Here is a 17,821-nt window from a genome sequence, read left to right on the forward strand (position 1 = left end):
CTAGGCAGAGCCTATGTAGTGTGGTTATTCCCCATAAATAGGCGATAACGCAGCATAAATGCCAAACATGCGCTGCCCTTCGGGTTCTGCCTAGGGGCGATAAACTCTTTGTTACTCGGTTTTTACTTAGCCCACTAGGTTACAAAGCTCGCGCCGCAATTTAATCGCCCCTAGACTGAACAAATTTCAATCCGCAAAGGTCAACACGCCCTAATATTATAACTTTGAAATGTTCAGTAACAATCTAAGCGCGCAATTAGATTTTGATTATTAAGTTTTTCATTTATATTAACTATTAATTGGAAATAAAAATAAGAAACACGCAATGGGACACGAAACCACAAAAGTATTAGTTGTAGATGACGATATGCGCCTGCGCAGCTTACTAGAGCGTTATTTAGTAGAGCAAGGCTTTATTGTTAGAACCGCCGCAAACTCAGAGCAAATGGATAGACTTATTGAGCGAGAGAACTTTCACTTAATGGTGCTTGATCTAATGCTACCAGGCGAAGATGGTTTATCTATTTGCCGTCGGCTACGCCAAAAAGAAAACGAAATCCCTATTGTGATGCTGACAGCAAAAGGCGATGAGGTCGACCGTATTATAGGCCTTGAACTAGGCGCAGACGACTACATCCCGAAACCGTTTAACCCGCGCGAATTACTGGCTCGCATAAAAGCTATTTTACGCCGCCGCGCCAAAGAAGTGCCGGGCGCACCCGCAGCGGAAGAAAACTTAATAGCCTTTGGGCAATTTACGCTTAATTTAGCCACGCGCGAAATGAGCGAGGGCGATAAAACCATTTCGCTCACCAGTGGTGAATTTGCCGTACTTAAAGCCCTTGTATCGCACCCGCGCGAGCCACTTAGCCGCGATAAACTAATGAACCTTGCCCGTGGGCGAGATTACAGTGCGCTTGAGCGCAGTATTGATGTGCAAGTATCGCGACTGCGCCGCATGATAGAAGTAGATGCCGCCAACCCGCGCTATATTCAAACTGTATGGGGTTTGGGTTATGTATTTGTTCCTGACGGTGATAAGTAGTTTATATGGGATTTTTTCCGCGTAGTGCGTTTGGCCAAACTGTATTTTTAGTGGCCGCTTTACTGCTAATTAACCAAATAGTGTCGTATGTAACGGTGAGCTTTTACGTTGTAAAACCAACCATAGAGCAAGTAAATTTAATGCTCGCAAAGCAAATTAAAACGGTATTTATAGACTGGGAAGACGGCGTAGAAATAAACGACGAAGTATCTGAAAAGTTTTTTGAAATTACAGGTATAGAAGTGATGACGCAGCGCGAGGCAATGCGCCAAGGGCTGGGTCAAACCCGAGAATACTCGATGCTGTCGCGTAGTATGTCTGAGCAATTAAATGGTTCTGCTCGGGTGCGTATTAGTCAAACCGACCCGCTGATTTATTGGGTAGAAGCGCCGCAAGCACCAGGTTATTGGGTAAAAGTACCGCTTAGCGGGTATCAAGAAAACAACCTTGAATTTTTAACGTTTTACTTATCAAGTATTGGTTTTTTAAGTGTGTTAGGCGGCTGGCTATTTGCTCGGCACTTAAACCGTCCATTAAAGGCGTTGCAGCAAGCAGCCGTGAAAGTGGGTAAGGGCGATTTTAGTAGTAAGCTTGAAGAAGAAGGCTCCAGTGAAGTAATAGAAGTTACCCGTGCATTTAACCAAATGTCGCGCGGTATTGCTGCTCTTGAAAACGATCGCCGTTTACTCATGGCCGGTGTTTCTCATGATTTACGCACTCCGCTTACTCGTATCCGCCTTGCCACCGAAATGATGAACGATGAAGATGACTACCTTCGCGAAGGCATCATTTACGATATTGAAGATATGAACGGCATTATCGATCAATTTATTGAGTATTTACGCCACCACAAAACAGATGAGCTTGCTTGCGAAGATATAAATGCGCTAGTGACTGAAGTGGTTAATTGTGAGCTTAAACAGCAACGCGTTATTACCTTTAAAGGCAACCCCAGCGTAGGACTTGTTCCGTTAAGTAGTGTGGCTATTAAGCGTGTAATTACTAACATGATTGAAAATGCGCTGCGCTATTCAGACGGCGATATAGAAGTATTAAGCTACTTTAATTCAAACAAAAAATACGTTGTGATAGCGGTAAACGATAACGGCCCCGGTATACCAGAAAGCGAACTAGAATCGGTGTTTGAGCCTTTTAAACAAGGTGATACCGCGCGTGGTAGTGAGGGGAGTGGTTTAGGCCTTGCCATTATTAAGCGTATTATTGATATGCACGATGGTAAAGTTAAGCTAGAAAACCGCCCAGAAGGCGGCCTAAGTGCACAAATTTATTTACCTATAAAAATACAAAACTCTGCACAGTAAGCTGTGCAGAGTTGGCTATTTCCATAACGTTAATAGTGCTAAAACTTAGAGTGCTTTAAAGCGGATTGCTGTACCACCACTTGTTGCTAGTTTTAAAGTTAGCTTGTCATTTGCGCTAACTACGCGCTTTTCGATATCTAAATCGTACGGATTGTTTTTCCATTCAGCGTTTTTACCGTCTTGGTATATGTGCGCTTCAAACTTTTTACCCTTTTCTAAAAAGTCGAGTTTTACCTCAATAGTTCGGGCTTTCTCGTCGGTTACGGCGCCTAAGTACCAATCGTTTCCTGAGTATTTATCGCGTTTGCGCTCTTTACGGGCAAAAACAATAAAGTCGCCCACTTCGCCATCAAGCGCAATACTTTGCTGCCAATCGGTTGGTACGTCTTGAATAAATTGAAATGCATCAGGCTTGGCTAAATAGTTTTTAGGTAAGTCGGCGGCCATTTGAATCGGGCTATACAGCACAACATAAAGTGCAAGTTGCTTGGCAAGTGTTGTTTGCGGGCGGTTTGTATCATCGCCTAAGCCATTAAAGCCCATATCAAAAATACCAGGGGTAAAGTCCATAGGCCCTGCCAGCATACGGGTAAACGCCAGCATAGGAATGTGCTCTGGTGGGTTGGGCGGCGTGCCCCATGCATTAAACTCTTGGCCGCGTGCCCCTTCGCGGGCAATCCAGTTTGGGTAGGTACGGCGCAGGCCTGTGTCTTTTATTGGCTCGTGGGTGTTAATACTAATTTTATGTTTTGCAGCCAGCTTTACGTTGTAAAGGTACTCGTTAACCATAAATTGGCCGTCGTGCCACTCATGACGGGCAATGCCGTTTTCGTCTATGCGTTTTATGTTACCGCCATCCGCTACATAGCCCGTTTTAACTTGGCTTACGTTTGATTTTTCGTAAAGGGCAAAGGCATCCTCCATTTGGTCACGGTAGTTACTTACATTACCCGATGTTTCGTGGTGGCCAATTAACTGCACGCCTTTTTGTTTGCCGTATTGAGTAAGGGCCGCTATATCAAAGTCGTCGTAGGGTTGTGTAAAACTAAATACATCGCCATTAAAAAACCAGTCTCCGTCCCAGCCTATGTTCCAGCCTTCTACTAGTACACCATCAAAGCCATATTCTGCGGCAAAATCCATGTAGTACTTAGTGGTTTGTGTAGTGGCACCGTGTTTTTCGCCGCTGCCCCAGGTTTGTGTGTTTATATGCATGCCCCACCAAATACCCACGTATTTGCCAGGTTTTACCCACGACACATCGCCTAGTTTATTAGGCTCGTTTAAATTTAATATTATGTCTGAATTGACTAAGCCGACCGCACTGTCGGCAATTTGAATGGTGCGCCAAGGGGTATTAAACGCACCTTGTTTTTTAACGGCAATGCCGTCTGACCACGGTGTTAAATCGGCATTAAAAGTGCCTGGGCGGCGTTGATTAAGCACCATGCCTGCGTAATCAACTAAGGCTGCTTCATGAATGCTTATATGGGTACCGTCATTGGTTTTTAAGGTAAACGGCGTGTGTGCAAGGGGGACGTCATTTAATGCGGTGGTGTTGTAAACGTATTCGTATCGGTTCCAGCCGCGGGCGGGTATCCACCAGGCGGTGGCATTGTTGTTATTGTTAATGGCAAATTCGGTGAGCTCTTTGGTAATGTGTGTTTGCTCAAAGCCTGCTTGTTTTGGTACTTCGTATCTAAACCCAACGCCACTATCAAAAGCTCTAAAGCGCACTGTGTAGGTTGCACCATTAGGCTCGTTTTTTGTAAACGTAACCGCAACTTCGTTGTGTTTATCAGTAACCGTTTGTCGCTCGCCCCAAGGTTGTTGCCACTGGGTATTTACGCTTTGCTGCTTAACATGGGTAATTTTAAAACCATCTCTAAATGCGGCTTGGGTTTTAAATTCAAAACCCAGGCGCGATGCGTTTATAGCTGGTTTGTTTTTAAAGCTAATAGCGTAGCTGGGTGTGCTATTTTCATCTGAAATAGTCACTTTTATTTGTGAGTTTGGTGATTCAACTACAGCGGTTTGTGCAAAGCTATTGCCAGCAAACGCCAGTAGTAAAAGTGCGGATGTTCTCATTGTGTGTCCTTCGATGAGTCGGTGGTGACCTTTAAGGATAATGGCAGTGAGTTGTTAATACGACTGTCTACATACGTATTCAATGTTTTAAAAAATAGAAAGAATTTAACGGTTTAATCGGTCTATAATGTAAACAAATTGATAATAGCGATTAGCCCCATGATAAAACCCTTACTAAGTGTGTTACTGCTAAGTATGAGTACTTGCGTAGCAGCAACAACAATAACTATAAAAAATGCCAATAATCAGCTTTTAGCAAATGCGGTGGTGTGGCTAAGCGGGGCATCAATTCAGGCCGGCAATCAAGCAAGTAAAACCTACGCAATGAGCCAACAAAACCGCGAGTTTACGCCGCGTACGTTAGTTGTTCCGCAAAATGCAAAGGTAGAGTTTCCTAATGCCGACTCTATCATGCACCACGTCTATTCGTTTTCTAAAGCTAAAACCTTTGAGCTGAAACTTTACAAAGAGCAGCCTAAAGCGCCCATAACGTTTGATCAAACAGGGGTGGTTGAGCTTGGCTGTAATATTCATGACTGGATGCTGGGTTATATTGTGGTGGTTGATAGCACCGTTTTTGCAATTACCGACGACAACGGTAGGGTTAATTTAACTGCCCCTAATGGGCAATACAGCATGAGTGTATGGCATTCTGGCTTTAGCGATATAAGCAACGTAGAAACCCACAGCGTTAATGTAAGCGAGTCACCTATACACTACACCGTAAAGCAGGCCATAGCCGAGCAAATAGACTTTGCTACGGATGAATTTGATGACTATTAAGCGCAAAAATACAGTATTACTTGGCTTACTTTTTATGAGCCTACCGGCTTTTTCGCAGGTTAAAGGGCTTATTCAGGTACGTGCGGTTGCAAGCGACGATACACAAAGCTTTCAAGATGGCGGTATTGGTTTATATCGCCATGGAGATAGCAGTGATAGCATTTTGTTATCGCAAGGAATTATAGACTTTAAGGCCGATTTAAGTAGTGCCTGGAGCGCACATGCCGTTGTAAATGCTAATCAAGAGCCGGAAACCACATTAGGTTTAAGTCAAGCGTATTTACAGTATCAGCCGTTAGTAAACAGCCGTTATAAATGGCATGTAAAGCTTGGTGGGTTTTACCCTAGTATGTCGCTAGAAAACCCCGATATAGGCTGGACCTCGCCTTACAATTATACTAATTCGGCCATAAACAGCTGGCTTGGCGAAGAGCTTCGCACCATAGGTGGTGAGCTTAGCATTAAGCGCCCAGGTAAACGTTTTAATTCTAAGCATAGCTTTAGTGTGAGCGCTGCTATTTATAAAGGGAACGACCCAACAGGGACGCTGCTATCTTGGCGCGGGTTTGCGCTGCACGACAGGCAAACAACTTTTAACGAAAGTGTACAATTTGCACCTATTGCGGCATTAAATAGTGACGAATTACGTTGGCAAGCTAACCAAGTACTGCCTTTTGAAGAAGTAGATGGCCGCTTTGGCTACTATGCCGGTGTGCATTGGGATTATTTAAAACGCTCGCAGTTTAGGTTTTATTATTACGATAATAACGCCGATCCCAGCATTTTTAATCGCACAACAGGGCAGTATGCTTGGCATACTCGCTTTAGCAGCTTAGCGTGGTTATATAAATTTACAGGTAAAACCCGTTTGATTGCCCAGCTACTCGATGGTAAAACCGAAATGGGGGCTAATAAGCTTATTTATAACCGTTTTTATAGCCATTATTTAATGCTCAGCCATAAAGCGGGTAAGCATAGGTTATCGCTTAGGTATGATTATTTTAAAGTAGATGACGATGACACCACCGCATTTGACCCTAACGCCAGCTATGGCGAAGGCTTAACAGCTACGTGGCGTTACCAATTAACCGATACGCTACAAATAGGTGTTGAAGGCTCGGCGCTGCATAGCTTTGTACAAAATAGGCCGGGTAGTGGGTTTGCTCAGCGAATATCGCAGCAGCAGCTTATGGCTAACGCTCAATGGCGCTTTTAAAGTACAAAAAAGGGAGCTTTTAAAGCTCCCTTTTAGTTTCAAAAAAAGTGTGAATTATTTTTTATCAAATGCGCGTTTCATAAAGTTTGGTGTAGCAAGTGCGCCGTGATGAATACCGCTGTTGTAGTATTCGCTTTGTTGTGCAACTTGCTCAGCATCGGCTTCTCTAAAGCCATTAAATGCTTGTGATTTACGAGCAAGCGTTACTGACCATAAACCGCTTGGGTAAATTGGCTGTGGAAATGGCAGTGTTTGTAAGTCGTTAAAGCCAACACTTAGCATGGCCTCGCGCATTTCTACTAGCAGTGGCATATGCATTAATGGCGATTCGCTTTGCTGCACTAAAATACCACCAGGGCGTAATGCATTTAAGCAGCTAGTGTAAAACGCGTGGTTAAATAATCCCTCGCCTGGGCCTACTGGGTCTGTACCATCAACAATAACAACATCAATAGACTCGCCCGCAGCGTCACGCATGTATTTTATACCATCATCAAACATAACAGTTGCGCGTGCATCGTTGTTAGACTCACAAAGCTCTGGGAAGTATTTTAACGACATTTGCGTGACTACTTCGTCTATATCTATTTGCGTTACGGTTTCTACACTTGGGTGTTTTAAAACTTCACGTAATGTACCGCAATCGCCGCCGCCAATAATTACCACGTTTTTAGGGTTTGGGTGCGCTAAAAGTGCAGGGTGGCTAATCATCTCATGGTAAAAAAAGTTTTCGCGGGTAGTTACCATAGTACAGCCATCGATGATCATTAAATTACCAAAGTCTGTGGTTTCGAACATTTCTACCTTTTGAAAAGGAGACTGTTTTTCATCCAACTTTTTGTTAATACGTAATGAAAATGCGCTGCCATCGCGGTCGCTAATTTCTGTAAACCACTTACTTTGATCTAAATTTGCCATAGTTGCTTTTACACTTTTTAAGTTGAGTATGAAAAAGGGGCAATTCTGCCAGTGCTTCGCGTTTTGCTCAATGAAATTTTAACTGCTTTGCCAATAAAGTTAGCCAGTATCGAGTTAAAGTTCAATTTTTGTTAGCGTAGGGGGTAGTGACGTATTAAAATGCGCCTTTATAGCTAATTGATTAAAGAAGAGTTGCCATGACTTGGGGTTTAGAAACAGCACGCGCTACATATAATGTTGCTCATTGGAGCGATGGCTATTTTGATATTAACGCACAAGGCGAGCTGGTTGCCTACCCAGATGGTGACCAATCTAAAAATGCGATTTCTTTAACGCAGCTCACAGAGCAATTTAAGCAGCAAGGTTTAACATTGCCGGTGTTGGTGCGCTTTACCGATATTTTAAAAAATAGAGTAGATACACTCACCCATGCATTTACCTTAGCGTGCAGCAGCCGCGAGTACCAAGGCAAGTACACGTGTGTATACCCTATAAAAGTTAATCAGCAACGCTCGGTGGTCAGTAAACTATTGGCGCACCCAAGTGGTTTAGTTGGCCTAGAGGCCGGTTCAAAGCCTGAGCTTATGGCAATTTTAGGGGTCGCCGATAAACCCATTACTATTGTGTGCAATGGCTATAAAGACAGTGAATTTTTACGTTTAGCCTGTATTGGTCAAGCCATGGGACACAGCGTTAAAATAGTCGTCGAAAAACTCTCAGAGCTGACAACCTTACTTGAAGAAATAGATAACCTAGGCATAGAGCCTGCCATTGGTATACGTATTCGCTTAAACTCAGTAGGCAAAGGTAAGTGGCAAAATACCGGGGGCGAAAAAGGCAAATTTGGCTTAACTGCAGGCCAAGTGCTTAGTGCTGTTGAGGTGCTTAAAAAGCATAATAAATTACATTTAATGCAAATGGTGCATTTTCATATTGGCTCTCAAATTGCCAACATACGCGACATACACCGCGCACTGCGAGAATGCGCGCGCCACTTTGCTGAACTTACCCAGCTAGGAGTGCCGCTTAATACCGTTGATGTAGGCGGTGGCTTAGGGGTTGACTACGAAGGCTCAGGCTCACGCAGTGCTTGCTCGATGAACTACACCGTTGAAGAATACGCACGTAATGTGGTTAATGCTTTTGCTGAGGTGTGCGACCAACATCAACTTACGCACCCAGCCATTATCACCGAATCAGGGCGTGCTTTAACAGCGCACCACGCGGTGTTAATTACCGATGTGATAGACGTAGAAAAAGCGCCAAATCATCCAAATCCAGAACCGCCACTTAAAAACAGTGCGTTAGTGCTTGATGAAATGTGGCAGTGTTTACAGCGTTTAAACCCACGTATGGCGCTAGAGATTTACCACGATGCGATGCACTTATTTAGCGAAGCGCACGACCAATACGTGCATGGGTTAGTAAGCATGCTAGAGTGGGCGAAAATAGAACAATTATACTTTACTATTTTGCACCGAGTACGCGCATCACTTAGCAATAACGCGCGTGCGCACCGTGAGGTACTTGACGATTTACACGAAAAGCTAGCCGATAAGCTATTTGTTAACTTTTCACTGTTTCAGTCGTTACCTGATGTATGGGGCATTGAGCAGTTGTTTCCGGTTATGCCAATCGAGAATTTAGATAAACCGCTTACCCAGCGCGCTATTATTCAAGATATTACCTGTGACTCAGATGGGCAAATTCGTGAGTACGTAGAAGGCGCGGGCATAGAAACCAGTTTACCTATACCTGAGTACCAACATGGCGAGCAATACCATATAGCCATGTTTATGGTAGGGGCTTACCAAGAAATTTTAGGTGATTTACATAACTTATTTGGCGACACCGACTCAGTGCATGTAGAGCTTAACGACGACGGTTATGTATTAACCAATGCTATTAAAGGTGATAGCGTTAAGGATGTATTAAAGTTTGTTGACTATGATAGCGCCATTTTGGCACAAAACTTTGAATTATTGGTCAACAAGCTAGCAGTGTCTGAGCAGTGTAAAGCAGGGTATTTAGCCGAGCTTAATGCCGGGCTTGAAGGTTATACTTACTTCGAAGATTAACCGTACACTCTCAGAATTAAAAGCGTCGCTGTTTGGCGCGCATTGTTTAAAGGAAAGTAAATAAATGTCAGTAATCCGCAGTGTATTAAGTATTATGCTTTATACAATAAACACACTTATTTGGTTTGTGCCTATTTTTGTTTGTGGGCTATTAAAATTAATCCCTATCAAGCCTATGCAAAAGCTTTTAAGCTGGGTTGCTAAACAGTGTGCCACTATTTGGGTGACGGTTAATAGCATTAACCAACGCTTATTCACGCCAACAAAAATTAACGTTACCGGCCTTGAAGAAACCAAATTAAAAGACTGGTACTTAGTGATTGCTAATCACCAAAGCTGGGTAGATATATTAGTACTGCAACGTGTATTTAATCGTAAAATACCTTTTTTAAACTTTTTTTTAAAAAAAGAGCTTATTTACGTGCCAATTTTAGGTGTGTGCTGGTGGGCGCTCGACTTTCCATTTATGACCCGTACCAGTAAAGCACAGCTAAAAAAGAACCCAAAGCTACGTGGCAAAGACATAGAAACAACCCGCAAAGCCTGCGAAAAATTTAAAGAAATGCCAGTAAGCATTGTTAATTTTGTAGAAGGTACACGTTTTACAACGCAAAAACATGCTCGCCAAAATAGCCCTTTTCCGCATTTATTAAAGCCAAAAGCAGGCGGGATCGCATTTGTAATGCAAGCCATGGGTGAGCAAATCTCTAAAGTGGTTAATGTGACCATTCATTACCCCGATGGCATCCCTACGTTTATGGACTTTGCCGGCGGCAAAGTGAAGCAAATTAATGTGCATGTAGACATTCGCCCAGTAAGCGAGGAGTTGATTGGTGATTACACTGGCGACTCTGAGTTTAGAGTCGGCTTTCAAAGTGAATTAAACCGTTTATGGGAAGAAAAAGAGCACACGCTTTTGCAGCTCGAACAAAACCATAAATAATAAGTTAATAAAAAATGGGCTTACAATTATGCTAAAAAAGTGGTTACCAAATTGGCTCAGCGGCTTAATTGTAGGCTGCGTGATTTTTTCAAATGTAATCATTTTTGGCACCTTAGTATTACTGCTAGGGTTAATAAAGCTTGTCCTGCCTTTTTCTATAATTAACACCATACTGCATAGCGTGTACCGAGGCTGGTGTAATGGCAATCGGTTTGGCTTGTGGCTGGGTTGTGCCAACATAAAAGTAAACATAAACGGCGATGTAAATTCAAAAAGTTGGTACTTACTAATTTGTAACCACATGAGCTGGTTAGATATTGTAGTACTTAGCTCAATTAATGTTTTACCTGCGCCAAAGTTTTTTTTAAAAGACGAATTAAAGTATGTGCCATTTATTGGCTCTGGCGCATGGGCTATGGGCATGCCTTTTATGAAGCGCGTAACTAAAGCGCAGCTTGCTAAAAACCCCAAGCTTAAAGGGCTAGATGTTGAGCGTACCAAGCAAAGCTGTCGTAATTTTAGGAATAATCCCACCACCATAATTAATTTTGTTGAAGGCACCCGCTACACGCACGCAAAGCATGCAAGCCAGCAAAGCCCGTTTAAACATTTACTCAAGCCCAAAGCGGGCGGCATTGCCTTTGCACTTGAGGTACTTGGCGAGCAATTTGACGCTATGCTAAATACCAGTGTGGTGTACAGCGGCAGCACAAGCCATGTTTGTCGTAATATTTTAAAGGGCGAGCTTGATTCAATTTATGTTTCTATTGACGTGGTTGCTATAAACCAGCAAATGTTAGGTAGTTACCAACACGACAAAGCATTTAGAAGCCACTTTCAAAAGTACGTTAATGAGCTATGGGTTGCTAAAGACGCGCAACTTGCCAGCATTTATGCCCAACACGATTTACCTGAGCCACCCATTTGTAAGGAAATAGAAACACTATGACCAATACCCACCTGCAGGAGCTAATCGCTCCTTGGTTTGAAAAAGTACCCGACGCAGATTTTTTAAGTGCAATTACTGCAGCCTCTATTGGTGTATTTTCGTTGTTAGTGGTGTATTTATTTACACGCCGATTAATGCTGCCAGGCATTCAAAAAGTGGTGACTAAGTTATCTCCAGAGCGCATAGGGTTACTTTCTCCGTTGCTCACAAAACTTAATAAGCGCATAGCCGGTATGTTATGTAGCGTGCTTTTTTTAGCAACCTTCGACAGCGTTTACCCTGTTAATGAGCTCAGTGCCGAAATACTAAAAACCATTGGCCAAGGTATATTAATTATTCATGTAGGCTTTATTTTTAGCAGCATTGTAAGCATTGCCGGCGCTATTTATAACCAGCTAGATTTTGCCCGCGAAGTGCCAATTCAGGGCTTATTACAAGTTGTTAAGCTGATCACCTTTATTGTGTGTGCAATTTTAATAGTCAGCATTGTGCTTGAAAAATCGCCTACCTATATTTTGTCGGGTTTTGGTGCGATAGCCGCTGTTACTTTATTGGTTTTTAAAGACACTATTTTAGGCTTTGTAGCCAGTATTCAAATTGCGGCAAACCGATTAGTTACTTACGGGGATTGGATTCAAGTAGAAAACTACGGCGCCGACGGTGAAGTAATAGACTTAGGGCTAAACACCGTAAAAGTGCGTAACTGGGATAACACCATTACGACTATTCCTACTTATATGCTGGTAGCAGGGTCGTTCAAAAACTGGCGAGGAATGCAAGAGTCTGGCGGCCGACGTATTAAGCGCTCGCTTAATATTGATATGCACAGCATATGCTTAGTAAGTGACGAATTTAGAAAACAAATAGATGCAGCTATACCACTGCATGAATATATACGTGTTGCCTCGTTGCCTGATCCGGTCTCTAACTTAGGCTTGTTTCGCCGCTACGCCGAGGGCTATTTAAAGCAGCATAACAGAATAAATACCTCACTGACGCTTATGGTGCGTGAGCTACAACCAATGAACCACGGATTACCGATTGAGTTTTATTGCTTTAGTGAAGACAAACGCTGGATATCTTACGAGCATTTACAAGCCGAAATTATGGATCACTTATTGGCAGTGTTGCCAGTATTTGGTCTTAGAGCGTATCAAAGTGTTAGCGGGCAATTAAGCCCGCCAAATGCACAGCAAACTGATAAGCCAACCTTTAAAGTAATGGCAAATAGTGCTGAACAAGGCCCACACTAATAAATAAAGCTAATAGCCACCAAATAGGTGGCTTTTTCATTCTTAGCCATGCAAAAGCGGCAATAACCAGTGCAACCTGCCATAGGTTGTGAACGGCTGATGTCCAAATAGGTGAGTACAAAGCCGCCGCTAAAAAGCCAACTACGGCAGCGTTAAGCGCAGCAATAGAGCTTGCAAAGCGAGGTTTACTTGCCAGGTTTAACCAGCTTTTTTGAAACGCCAGCATTAATAAAAAACCCGGTGTAAAAATAAGTAGGGTTGCAGCTATGGCCCCTATTAAGGGTTGCTCTGAAGAGAGTTGCGCGCCTAAGTAAGTAGCTATTGTAAACATGGGGCCAGGGATAGCTTGAGCACTGGCATACGCACTTAAAAATTGATCGTTACTTAGCGCTGGTACGCCAGCTTGCAATACAGGCAATACCACGTGTCCGCCCCCAAATACCATAGCGCCCGCTTGGTAAAAAGGAGCAAACAAAGCAAGGTCATCACCTAAAGGTATAAAGCTAATCGCGAGTAGTAATACAAATAAGCCTAAAGGGAGCCACTTAAACGCGCTTTTAGTATCTGCTTTAGGATCAATCTGGGTGTTGAGTTGTAACAGAGGCCAAATTGCGCCTATAGCAGCGGCACTCACTAAAATAGCTATTTGCGTGCCAAGTAAAGGAAATAGCAATAAAGCCAAGGTACTCATTACTGCGATAAGCTTGAGCGCAGCGCTGGTACAAAAGCTTTTTGCCATAGTGAGTGTTGCATCGGCCACAATAACAACTGCAAACAGTTTTAAGCCCGCAATAATAGCAAAGTAAATAGCATCAAACTGATGCGCGCTTACCGCTAATAACAACATGATTAAAAAAGACGGTAAGGTAAAAGCGATAAATGCGGTAATGCCACCAATAACCCCCGCCCGCTCAACACCAATTGCAAAGCCCACTTGGCTTGAACCAGGCCCGGGCAGCGCTTGGCTTAAACTAATGAGCTGCGCGTAGCGGGTATCGCTTAACCAGTTTAATGTGTCTACAAAGTGGCGTTTAAAATAGCCTAAATGGGCAGCAGGGCCACCAAAACTCATGCAGCCAAGTAAAAAAAACTGTCTAAAAATAGCGACTAACATTGAGCTCATATCCTTTTTAAAAGTTCATTAAATTGTCACAAAGGAGTATGACACTTTTATTAATTGCATACATTAATTCGTAATCTACGAATAATACCAATCCACTTAATTAAGTGGATTGGTATAAAGCGAACTGCTTTTAACATGCTCTTCATAGTTTGTTCATACATGTATTTGCATACTCGCTTTATAATTCTAAATGAATAGGACATCACATGACTTTAACTAAATCACTTTTAAGCGTAACCGTAGTAGCTGTATTACTAAGTGGTTGCGAAATGAACAATACAGGCAAGGGCGCCGCAATTGGTGCAGCCGCAGGTGGCGTATTAGGTAAAGCAACGGGTAATCATAAAGACAAGCGTATCTTTATTGGTGCAGCTATTGGCGCACTAGCGGGTGCTGCTGTAGGTGATTACATGGATAAGCAAGAAGAAGCGTTTCGTGATGAGCTAGCAGGCTCAGGGGTTGAAGTTGTACGTGAGGGCGATAACTTACGTTTAGTTATGCCATCTAATATTACCTTTGCGACAGACCAATCTTATATTTCATCAGGTTTTAACGATACTCTAAACGCCATTGCTAAAGTGATGAACAAATACGAAAAAACCTACCTAAGCGTGGAAGGTCACACAGATAGCACAGGTAAAGACAGCTACAATATGAACCTGTCGCGTGAGCGCGCGCAAAGCGTTAAAAATTACTTAGTGAACCAGCAAATTATGGCTGCACGTATTAGCACTACAGGCTACGGCGAAACCCGCCCAATAGCCACTAACGATAGCGCTAACGGCCGAGCTCAAAACCGCCGTGTAGAAATTCAAATAGTGCCAAACACAGAAGGTTAGTTTTTGTTGAATTGCAATTCACAAAGACGCTGATACAAAGGGGAGCTTGCTAGCAATTGCTGGTGGCTCCCTGTTGCTTTTATTTCCCCATTTTCCATTACTACAATCACATCGGCATGTTTAACCGTTGCCAGTCTATGGGCAATAATCAACGTTGTTCTATTTTGCATTAAATGCTCAAGCGCGGCTTGTACGTGGTGCTCACTTTGCGCATCGAGTGCACTGGTAGCTTCATCTAAAAGCAGTATTTCAGGGTCTTTTAAAATAGCGCGTGCCAATACAATACGCTGCTTTTGACCACCCGATAGCCTTACGCCTTGCTCACCTAAAAAGCTGTTATAACCTTGTGGTAATTGCTGAATAAATTCATCGGCGTGGGCATGTTTTGCCGCGGCATATACTTGCTCGTCAGTGGCGTTTGGGTTGCCGTAACGAATGTTATGCATTACATCTGAGCTAAATAAAATAGGGTTTTGTGCCACCATGCCCATTTTGTTCCTCAGGGTGGTAAGCGATATGTCTTTAATATTTACATCATGAAATTTAATCGCGCCGTGAGCAGGGTCGTAAAAGCGCTGTAGTAATTCAAATAACGTCGTTTTACCTGCGCCAGAGGGGCCTACAATAGCCACTGTTTTACCTTGCTCTATTGTTAAACTTATTTTGTTAAGTGCGCTTACATCGGGGCGAGATGGGTAGTTAAAGCTAATATTTTCAAGTGCAATGGCGGGGCTGTCAGTCTTTATTAATAGCTTTTCGTCTTGTGGAGTGACAGGGTTTTCTATTTCACTTTTAACGGCCAGTAATTCAAGTAGGCGCGCTGCCGCCCCAGCAGCTCGTTGTAGCTCGCCGTAAACCTCGGCTACGGTAGCCACCGACATGGCCACCATAATGGCGTAAAACACAAATGCACCTAGCTCGCCACCTGTCATGGTGCCTGCCAGTACATCACTACCGCCTACCCAGAGCATTACGCTAATCGCACTAAAGGTTAAAAATATTACCGCAGCAATTAAAAAAGAGCGCTGTTTAATACGGCTTTTGGCAACGTTAAAGGCTTTTTCTGTTTCAAGTGCAAAGGCGTGTTGTTCACGCTGTTCGTGGCTATAGCTTTGTACTACTTTAATATTTTGAATGATCTCGCCGGCATAGGTGCTTATATCGGCTATTGCATCTTGGCTAGAACTTGCAAGTTTGCGAACCTTTTTGCCAAATACCATCATCGGCACTAATACTAGCGGCACACACGCAACCACTACGAGCGTAAGCTTTAAGTTAGTCACTAATAGCATTACCAAGCCACCCACTAACATTAATGCACTGCGCAGCGCCATAGAAAAGGAAGAGCCAATAATCGATTGCAGCAAGGTGGTGTCGGTTGTTAAGCGCGACATAAGCTCGCCACTGCGGTTTTCTTCAAAGTAACTTGGGTGCAAGGTAACAATGCGATTAAACACCGCTTTGCGAATATCGTTACTGACTCGTTCGCCAATCCACGACATTAAATAAAAGCGGCTAAAGGTGCCCACGGCCAATAAACTAATTAAACCAATAAGCACTAATACAGCTTGTTGTAGCTGCGCTTGGGAGCCAGCAATAAAGCCATGATCTATGACAAACTTAACCCCTTGGCCTAATGATAAGTTAACACCAGCGGTGACTAAAAGGGCGCCAAGTGCGGCCACTACCATCCATTTATACGGTTTAATAAACGCAAAAATAGGTAATAAACTACTAAAAGCGGCTTTTTCGGGCTTAGGGCTTGTTTTTGACATAGTGGATTCTTTTTAAAGGTTAAGGTATAGATATGGCACTAAGATAATAAAAATCAATACTTTTAAACATTAGCATCAATAAGGAAACGTTATGACTACTGCAACCGTAAGTGGAGAATTTAATGTAAATTTGGCCCCAATAGAAGGCTACGCAAGCGGCCAAAACGGCGTTAATTTAGGGCGTATGTCGATAGATAAAACATTTAAAGGTAGCTTAAATGCCACCAGCCAAGGCGAAATGCTAAGCGCCATGACTCCTACACAAGGCAGTGCCGGTTATGTTGCCATAGAGCAAGTAATAGGCGAGCTTGAAGGTAAACAAGGCAGCTTTGTATTACAGCATTTTGGTACTATGGATAAAGGCCAAGACAGCCTAATTTTAAATGTAATTCCCGATTCAGGCACTCATGAGCTAGAAGGGTTAACGGGCAGTATGAAAATACGTATTGAGCAAGGGATTCACTACTATGATTTTGAATACACCTTATAATACCAATCCGCAATATTACTTAATCATTTTGCGGGCCTAAACGTGTCGCTACCTGCGTTAAAAAATTCTAATTTAGAACAACTAAATAGCGAATTTTTTGCCTAGCTATCAACACGTTTTTCCGTCCTCAAAAAAGATCACTTAAATAAGCGAATTGGTATAAGATACACAAGGATTAAAATGCAAAAAGTAATCGAATTTAGAAAGACCCGTTTTTTGGGTGGCGTAGATATAGCTGCATTGAATGACCGCATACAGGAATTAAATCAAGATGGCTGGAAAGTAATAAACGCAGTGCCATTGACAGGTTTTTATGGCCAAGTGCACGGTTATACATTACTTATTGAAATTGACGAGCTTTAAATGACATTTACAGTATGGTTAAGCCTAGCGGCTATTTGTATGATGGGGGCAATGTCGCCAGGGCCAAGTTTAGCGGTGGTTTTAAAGCACTCACTTAACGGCAGTATGAAAAACGGAATGCTTGCCGCGCTCAGCCATGGTACTGGTGTGGGGTTATACGCAGGTGCATCGTTATTAGGGCTAGGCGCTTTAATGATGCAGTTTCCGACTGTTTATCAAATACTGGTGTATTTAGGCGCAGCCTATTTGGCGTATTTAGGTATAAAAATATTGCTAGCAAAACCCAGCAATAACGAACTTGAAGTACAAAAAAGTGAAGTAAGTGCTGGTCAAGCTTTACAAGATGGCTTTGCTATTGCCTTTTTGAACCCCAAGCTCGCTATTTTCTTTTTAGCCTTGTTCTCGCAGTTTATTGACCCTCAGCTACTTACTTTAAGCGTGGGCATAATTATGTGTTTAACCGTGTTTGTAATTGATACCGGCTGGTATTTGCTGGTGGCGTTGCTGACAGAGGTTTCAAAAAATCGCTTTGGCTTTACCAAGCAAAGTCCGTGGCTTGATAAAATACTGGGAGTCATATTTATCGCCCTTGCGATAAAAGTGGTGCTAAGCCTTTAAATCGCGTTCCCAATACAG

At 42.9% G+C, this 17,821-nt stretch carries 16 protein-coding genes; 12 read left to right on the forward strand and 4 right to left on the reverse strand.

All coding sequences use genetic code 11. The features are described from left to right. Positions 1–325 precede the first annotated feature (325 nt). Both ompR and envZ read left to right on the forward strand, forming a co-directional pair. A complete protein-coding gene (gene ompR / locus CWB60_RS08130; protein WP_004587537.1) occupies positions 326–1,045 on the forward strand; it encodes an osmolarity response regulator transcription factor OmpR in 720 nt (239 codons plus the stop codon). A 5-nt stretch (positions 1,046–1,050) separates the two neighbouring features. Next, entirely contained in the window at positions 1,051–2,367 is a 1,317-nt protein-coding gene (gene envZ, locus CWB60_RS08135; RefSeq protein WP_024033891.1) for a two-component system sensor histidine kinase EnvZ, read from the forward strand. Between the two features lie 45 nt (positions 2,368–2,412). Here envZ and CWB60_RS08140 read toward each other — a convergent pair whose 3' ends face one another. Further along, on the reverse strand, positions 2,413–4,455 hold the full coding sequence (locus CWB60_RS08140) for a glycoside hydrolase family 97 protein (protein WP_138578647.1): 2,043 nt from the start codon (positions 4,453–4,455) through the stop codon (positions 2,413–2,415). 159 nt (positions 4,456–4,614) lie between these two features. On the opposite strand from CWB60_RS08140, the gene CWB60_RS08145 reads away from it, so the two are divergent. Both CWB60_RS08145 and CWB60_RS08150 read left to right on the forward strand, forming a co-directional pair. Continuing rightward, positions 4,615–5,238 (forward strand): cupredoxin domain-containing protein, encoded by a 624-nt coding sequence (locus CWB60_RS08145; protein WP_138578645.1) that lies wholly within the window; start codon positions 4,615–4,617, stop codon positions 5,236–5,238. Next, the gene (locus CWB60_RS08150; RefSeq protein ID WP_138578643.1) at positions 5,228–6,454 is read left to right on the forward strand and encodes a hypothetical protein; all 1,227 of its coding nucleotides are present in this window, start codon (positions 5,228–5,230) and stop codon (positions 6,452–6,454) included. Before CWB60_RS08145 ends, CWB60_RS08150 begins: the two co-directional genes overlap by 11 nt. 54 nt (positions 6,455–6,508) lie before the next feature. Here the strand turns inward: CWB60_RS08150 and speE are convergent, their stop codons facing one another. Then, positions 6,509–7,372 carry a polyamine aminopropyltransferase gene (gene speE, locus CWB60_RS08155; protein WP_024033887.1) on the reverse strand — a complete coding sequence of 288 codons (864 nt, stop codon included), beginning with the start codon at positions 7,370–7,372 and terminating at the stop codon, positions 6,509–6,511. Between the two features lie 197 nt (positions 7,373–7,569). On the opposite strand from speE, the gene speA reads away from it, so the two are divergent. The 4 genes from speA to CWB60_RS08175 all read left to right on the forward strand — a co-directional run bounded on the left by speA (position 7,570) and on the right by CWB60_RS08175 (position 12,595). Then, positions 7,570–9,450: a biosynthetic arginine decarboxylase gene (gene speA, locus CWB60_RS08160; RefSeq protein ID WP_138578641.1), complete on the forward strand. Its 1,881-nt coding sequence runs from the start codon at positions 7,570–7,572 to the stop codon at positions 9,448–9,450. Between the two features lie 64 nt (positions 9,451–9,514). Next, a complete protein-coding gene (yihG, locus tag CWB60_RS08165; protein ID WP_054983342.1) occupies positions 9,515–10,393 on the forward strand; it encodes a 1-acylglycerol-3-phosphate O-acyltransferase, YihG family in 879 nt (292 codons plus the stop codon). A gap of 28 nt (positions 10,394–10,421) precedes the next feature. Further along, on the forward strand, positions 10,422–11,342 hold the full coding sequence (gene yihG / locus CWB60_RS08170; protein ID WP_138578639.1) for a 1-acylglycerol-3-phosphate O-acyltransferase, YihG family: 921 nt from the start codon (positions 10,422–10,424) through the stop codon (positions 11,340–11,342). Then, entirely contained in the window at positions 11,339–12,595 is a 1,257-nt protein-coding gene (locus CWB60_RS08175; protein WP_029773670.1) for a mechanosensitive ion channel family protein, read from the forward strand. Before yihG (CWB60_RS08170) ends, CWB60_RS08175 begins: the two co-directional genes overlap by 4 nt. Here CWB60_RS08175 and chrA read toward each other — a convergent pair. Continuing rightward, a complete protein-coding gene (chrA, locus tag CWB60_RS08180; protein ID WP_138578637.1) occupies positions 12,555–13,709 on the reverse strand; it encodes a chromate efflux transporter in 1,155 nt (384 codons plus the stop codon). The two genes, CWB60_RS08175 and chrA, sit on opposite strands and share 41 nt — an antisense overlap. Positions 13,710–13,924: 215 nt before the next feature. Between chrA and CWB60_RS08185 the strand changes: the two genes are divergently transcribed. After that, positions 13,925–14,557 (forward strand): YiaD family glycine zipper/OmpA-like lipoprotein, encoded by a 633-nt coding sequence (locus CWB60_RS08185; protein WP_004587548.1) that lies wholly within the window; start codon positions 13,925–13,927, stop codon positions 14,555–14,557. Here the strand turns inward: CWB60_RS08185 and CWB60_RS08190 are convergent. Further along, positions 14,554–16,332 (reverse strand): ABC transporter transmembrane domain-containing protein, encoded by a 1,779-nt coding sequence (locus CWB60_RS08190; protein WP_138578635.1) that lies wholly within the window; start codon positions 16,330–16,332, stop codon positions 14,554–14,556. The two genes, CWB60_RS08185 and CWB60_RS08190, sit on opposite strands and share 4 nt — an antisense overlap. 91 nt (positions 16,333–16,423) lie before the next feature. On the opposite strand from CWB60_RS08190, the gene CWB60_RS08195 reads away from it, so the two are divergent. From CWB60_RS08195 to CWB60_RS08205, 3 genes are all read left to right on the forward strand, one after another. Next, positions 16,424–16,822, forward strand: coding sequence for a DUF3224 domain-containing protein (locus CWB60_RS08195; protein ID WP_029773150.1), 399 nt, complete (start codon positions 16,424–16,426; stop codon positions 16,820–16,822). 180 nt (positions 16,823–17,002) lie between these two features. After that, positions 17,003–17,185 (forward strand): hypothetical protein, encoded by a 183-nt coding sequence (locus CWB60_RS08200; RefSeq protein ID WP_008168146.1) that lies wholly within the window; start codon positions 17,003–17,005, stop codon positions 17,183–17,185. Beyond that, complete coding sequence (locus tag CWB60_RS08205) at positions 17,186–17,803, forward strand: LysE family translocator (protein WP_138578633.1); 618 nt, start codon at positions 17,186–17,188, stop codon at positions 17,801–17,803. Positions 17,804–17,821: the final 18 nt, after the last annotated feature.

The sequence above is a fragment of the Pseudoalteromonas sp. S327 genome, from assembly GCF_005886415.1.
GTDB lineage: Bacteria > Pseudomonadota > Gammaproteobacteria > Enterobacterales > Alteromonadaceae > Pseudoalteromonas > Pseudoalteromonas atlantica.

Bases quoted from the DNA above. Each gene is read 5' to 3' on its own strand.
- ompR (WP_004587537.1), top strand. From the start codon at position 326: ATGGGACACGAAACCACAAAAGTATTAGTTGTAGATGACGATATGCGC.
- envZ (WP_024033891.1), top strand. From the start codon at position 1,051: ATGGGATTTTTTCCGCGTAGTGCGTTTGGCCAAACTGTATTTTTAGTG.
- CWB60_RS08140 (WP_138578647.1), bottom strand. From the start codon at position 4,455: ATGAGAACATCCGCACTTTTACTACTGGCGTTTGCTGGCAATAGCTTT.
- CWB60_RS08145 (WP_138578645.1), top strand. From the start codon at position 4,615: ATGATAAAACCCTTACTAAGTGTGTTACTGCTAAGTATGAGTACTTGC.
- CWB60_RS08150 (WP_138578643.1), top strand. From the start codon at position 5,228: ATGACTATTAAGCGCAAAAATACAGTATTACTTGGCTTACTTTTTATG.
- speE (WP_024033887.1), bottom strand. From the start codon at position 7,372: ATGGCAAATTTAGATCAAAGTAAGTGGTTTACAGAAATTAGCGACCGC.
- speA (WP_138578641.1), top strand. From the start codon at position 7,570: ATGACTTGGGGTTTAGAAACAGCACGCGCTACATATAATGTTGCTCAT.
- yihG (WP_054983342.1), top strand. From the start codon at position 9,515: ATGTCAGTAATCCGCAGTGTATTAAGTATTATGCTTTATACAATAAAC.
- yihG (WP_138578639.1), top strand. From the start codon at position 10,422: ATGCTAAAAAAGTGGTTACCAAATTGGCTCAGCGGCTTAATTGTAGGC.
- CWB60_RS08175 (WP_029773670.1), top strand. From the start codon at position 11,339: ATGACCAATACCCACCTGCAGGAGCTAATCGCTCCTTGGTTTGAAAAA.
- chrA (WP_138578637.1), bottom strand. From the start codon at position 13,709: ATGTTAGTCGCTATTTTTAGACAGTTTTTTTTACTTGGCTGCATGAGT.
- CWB60_RS08185 (WP_004587548.1), top strand. From the start codon at position 13,925: ATGACTTTAACTAAATCACTTTTAAGCGTAACCGTAGTAGCTGTATTA.
- CWB60_RS08190 (WP_138578635.1), bottom strand. From the start codon at position 16,332: ATGTCAAAAACAAGCCCTAAGCCCGAAAAAGCCGCTTTTAGTAGTTTA.
- CWB60_RS08195 (WP_029773150.1), top strand. From the start codon at position 16,424: ATGACTACTGCAACCGTAAGTGGAGAATTTAATGTAAATTTGGCCCCA.
- CWB60_RS08200 (WP_008168146.1), top strand. From the start codon at position 17,003: ATGCAAAAAGTAATCGAATTTAGAAAGACCCGTTTTTTGGGTGGCGTA.
- CWB60_RS08205 (WP_138578633.1), top strand. From the start codon at position 17,186: ATGACATTTACAGTATGGTTAAGCCTAGCGGCTATTTGTATGATGGGG.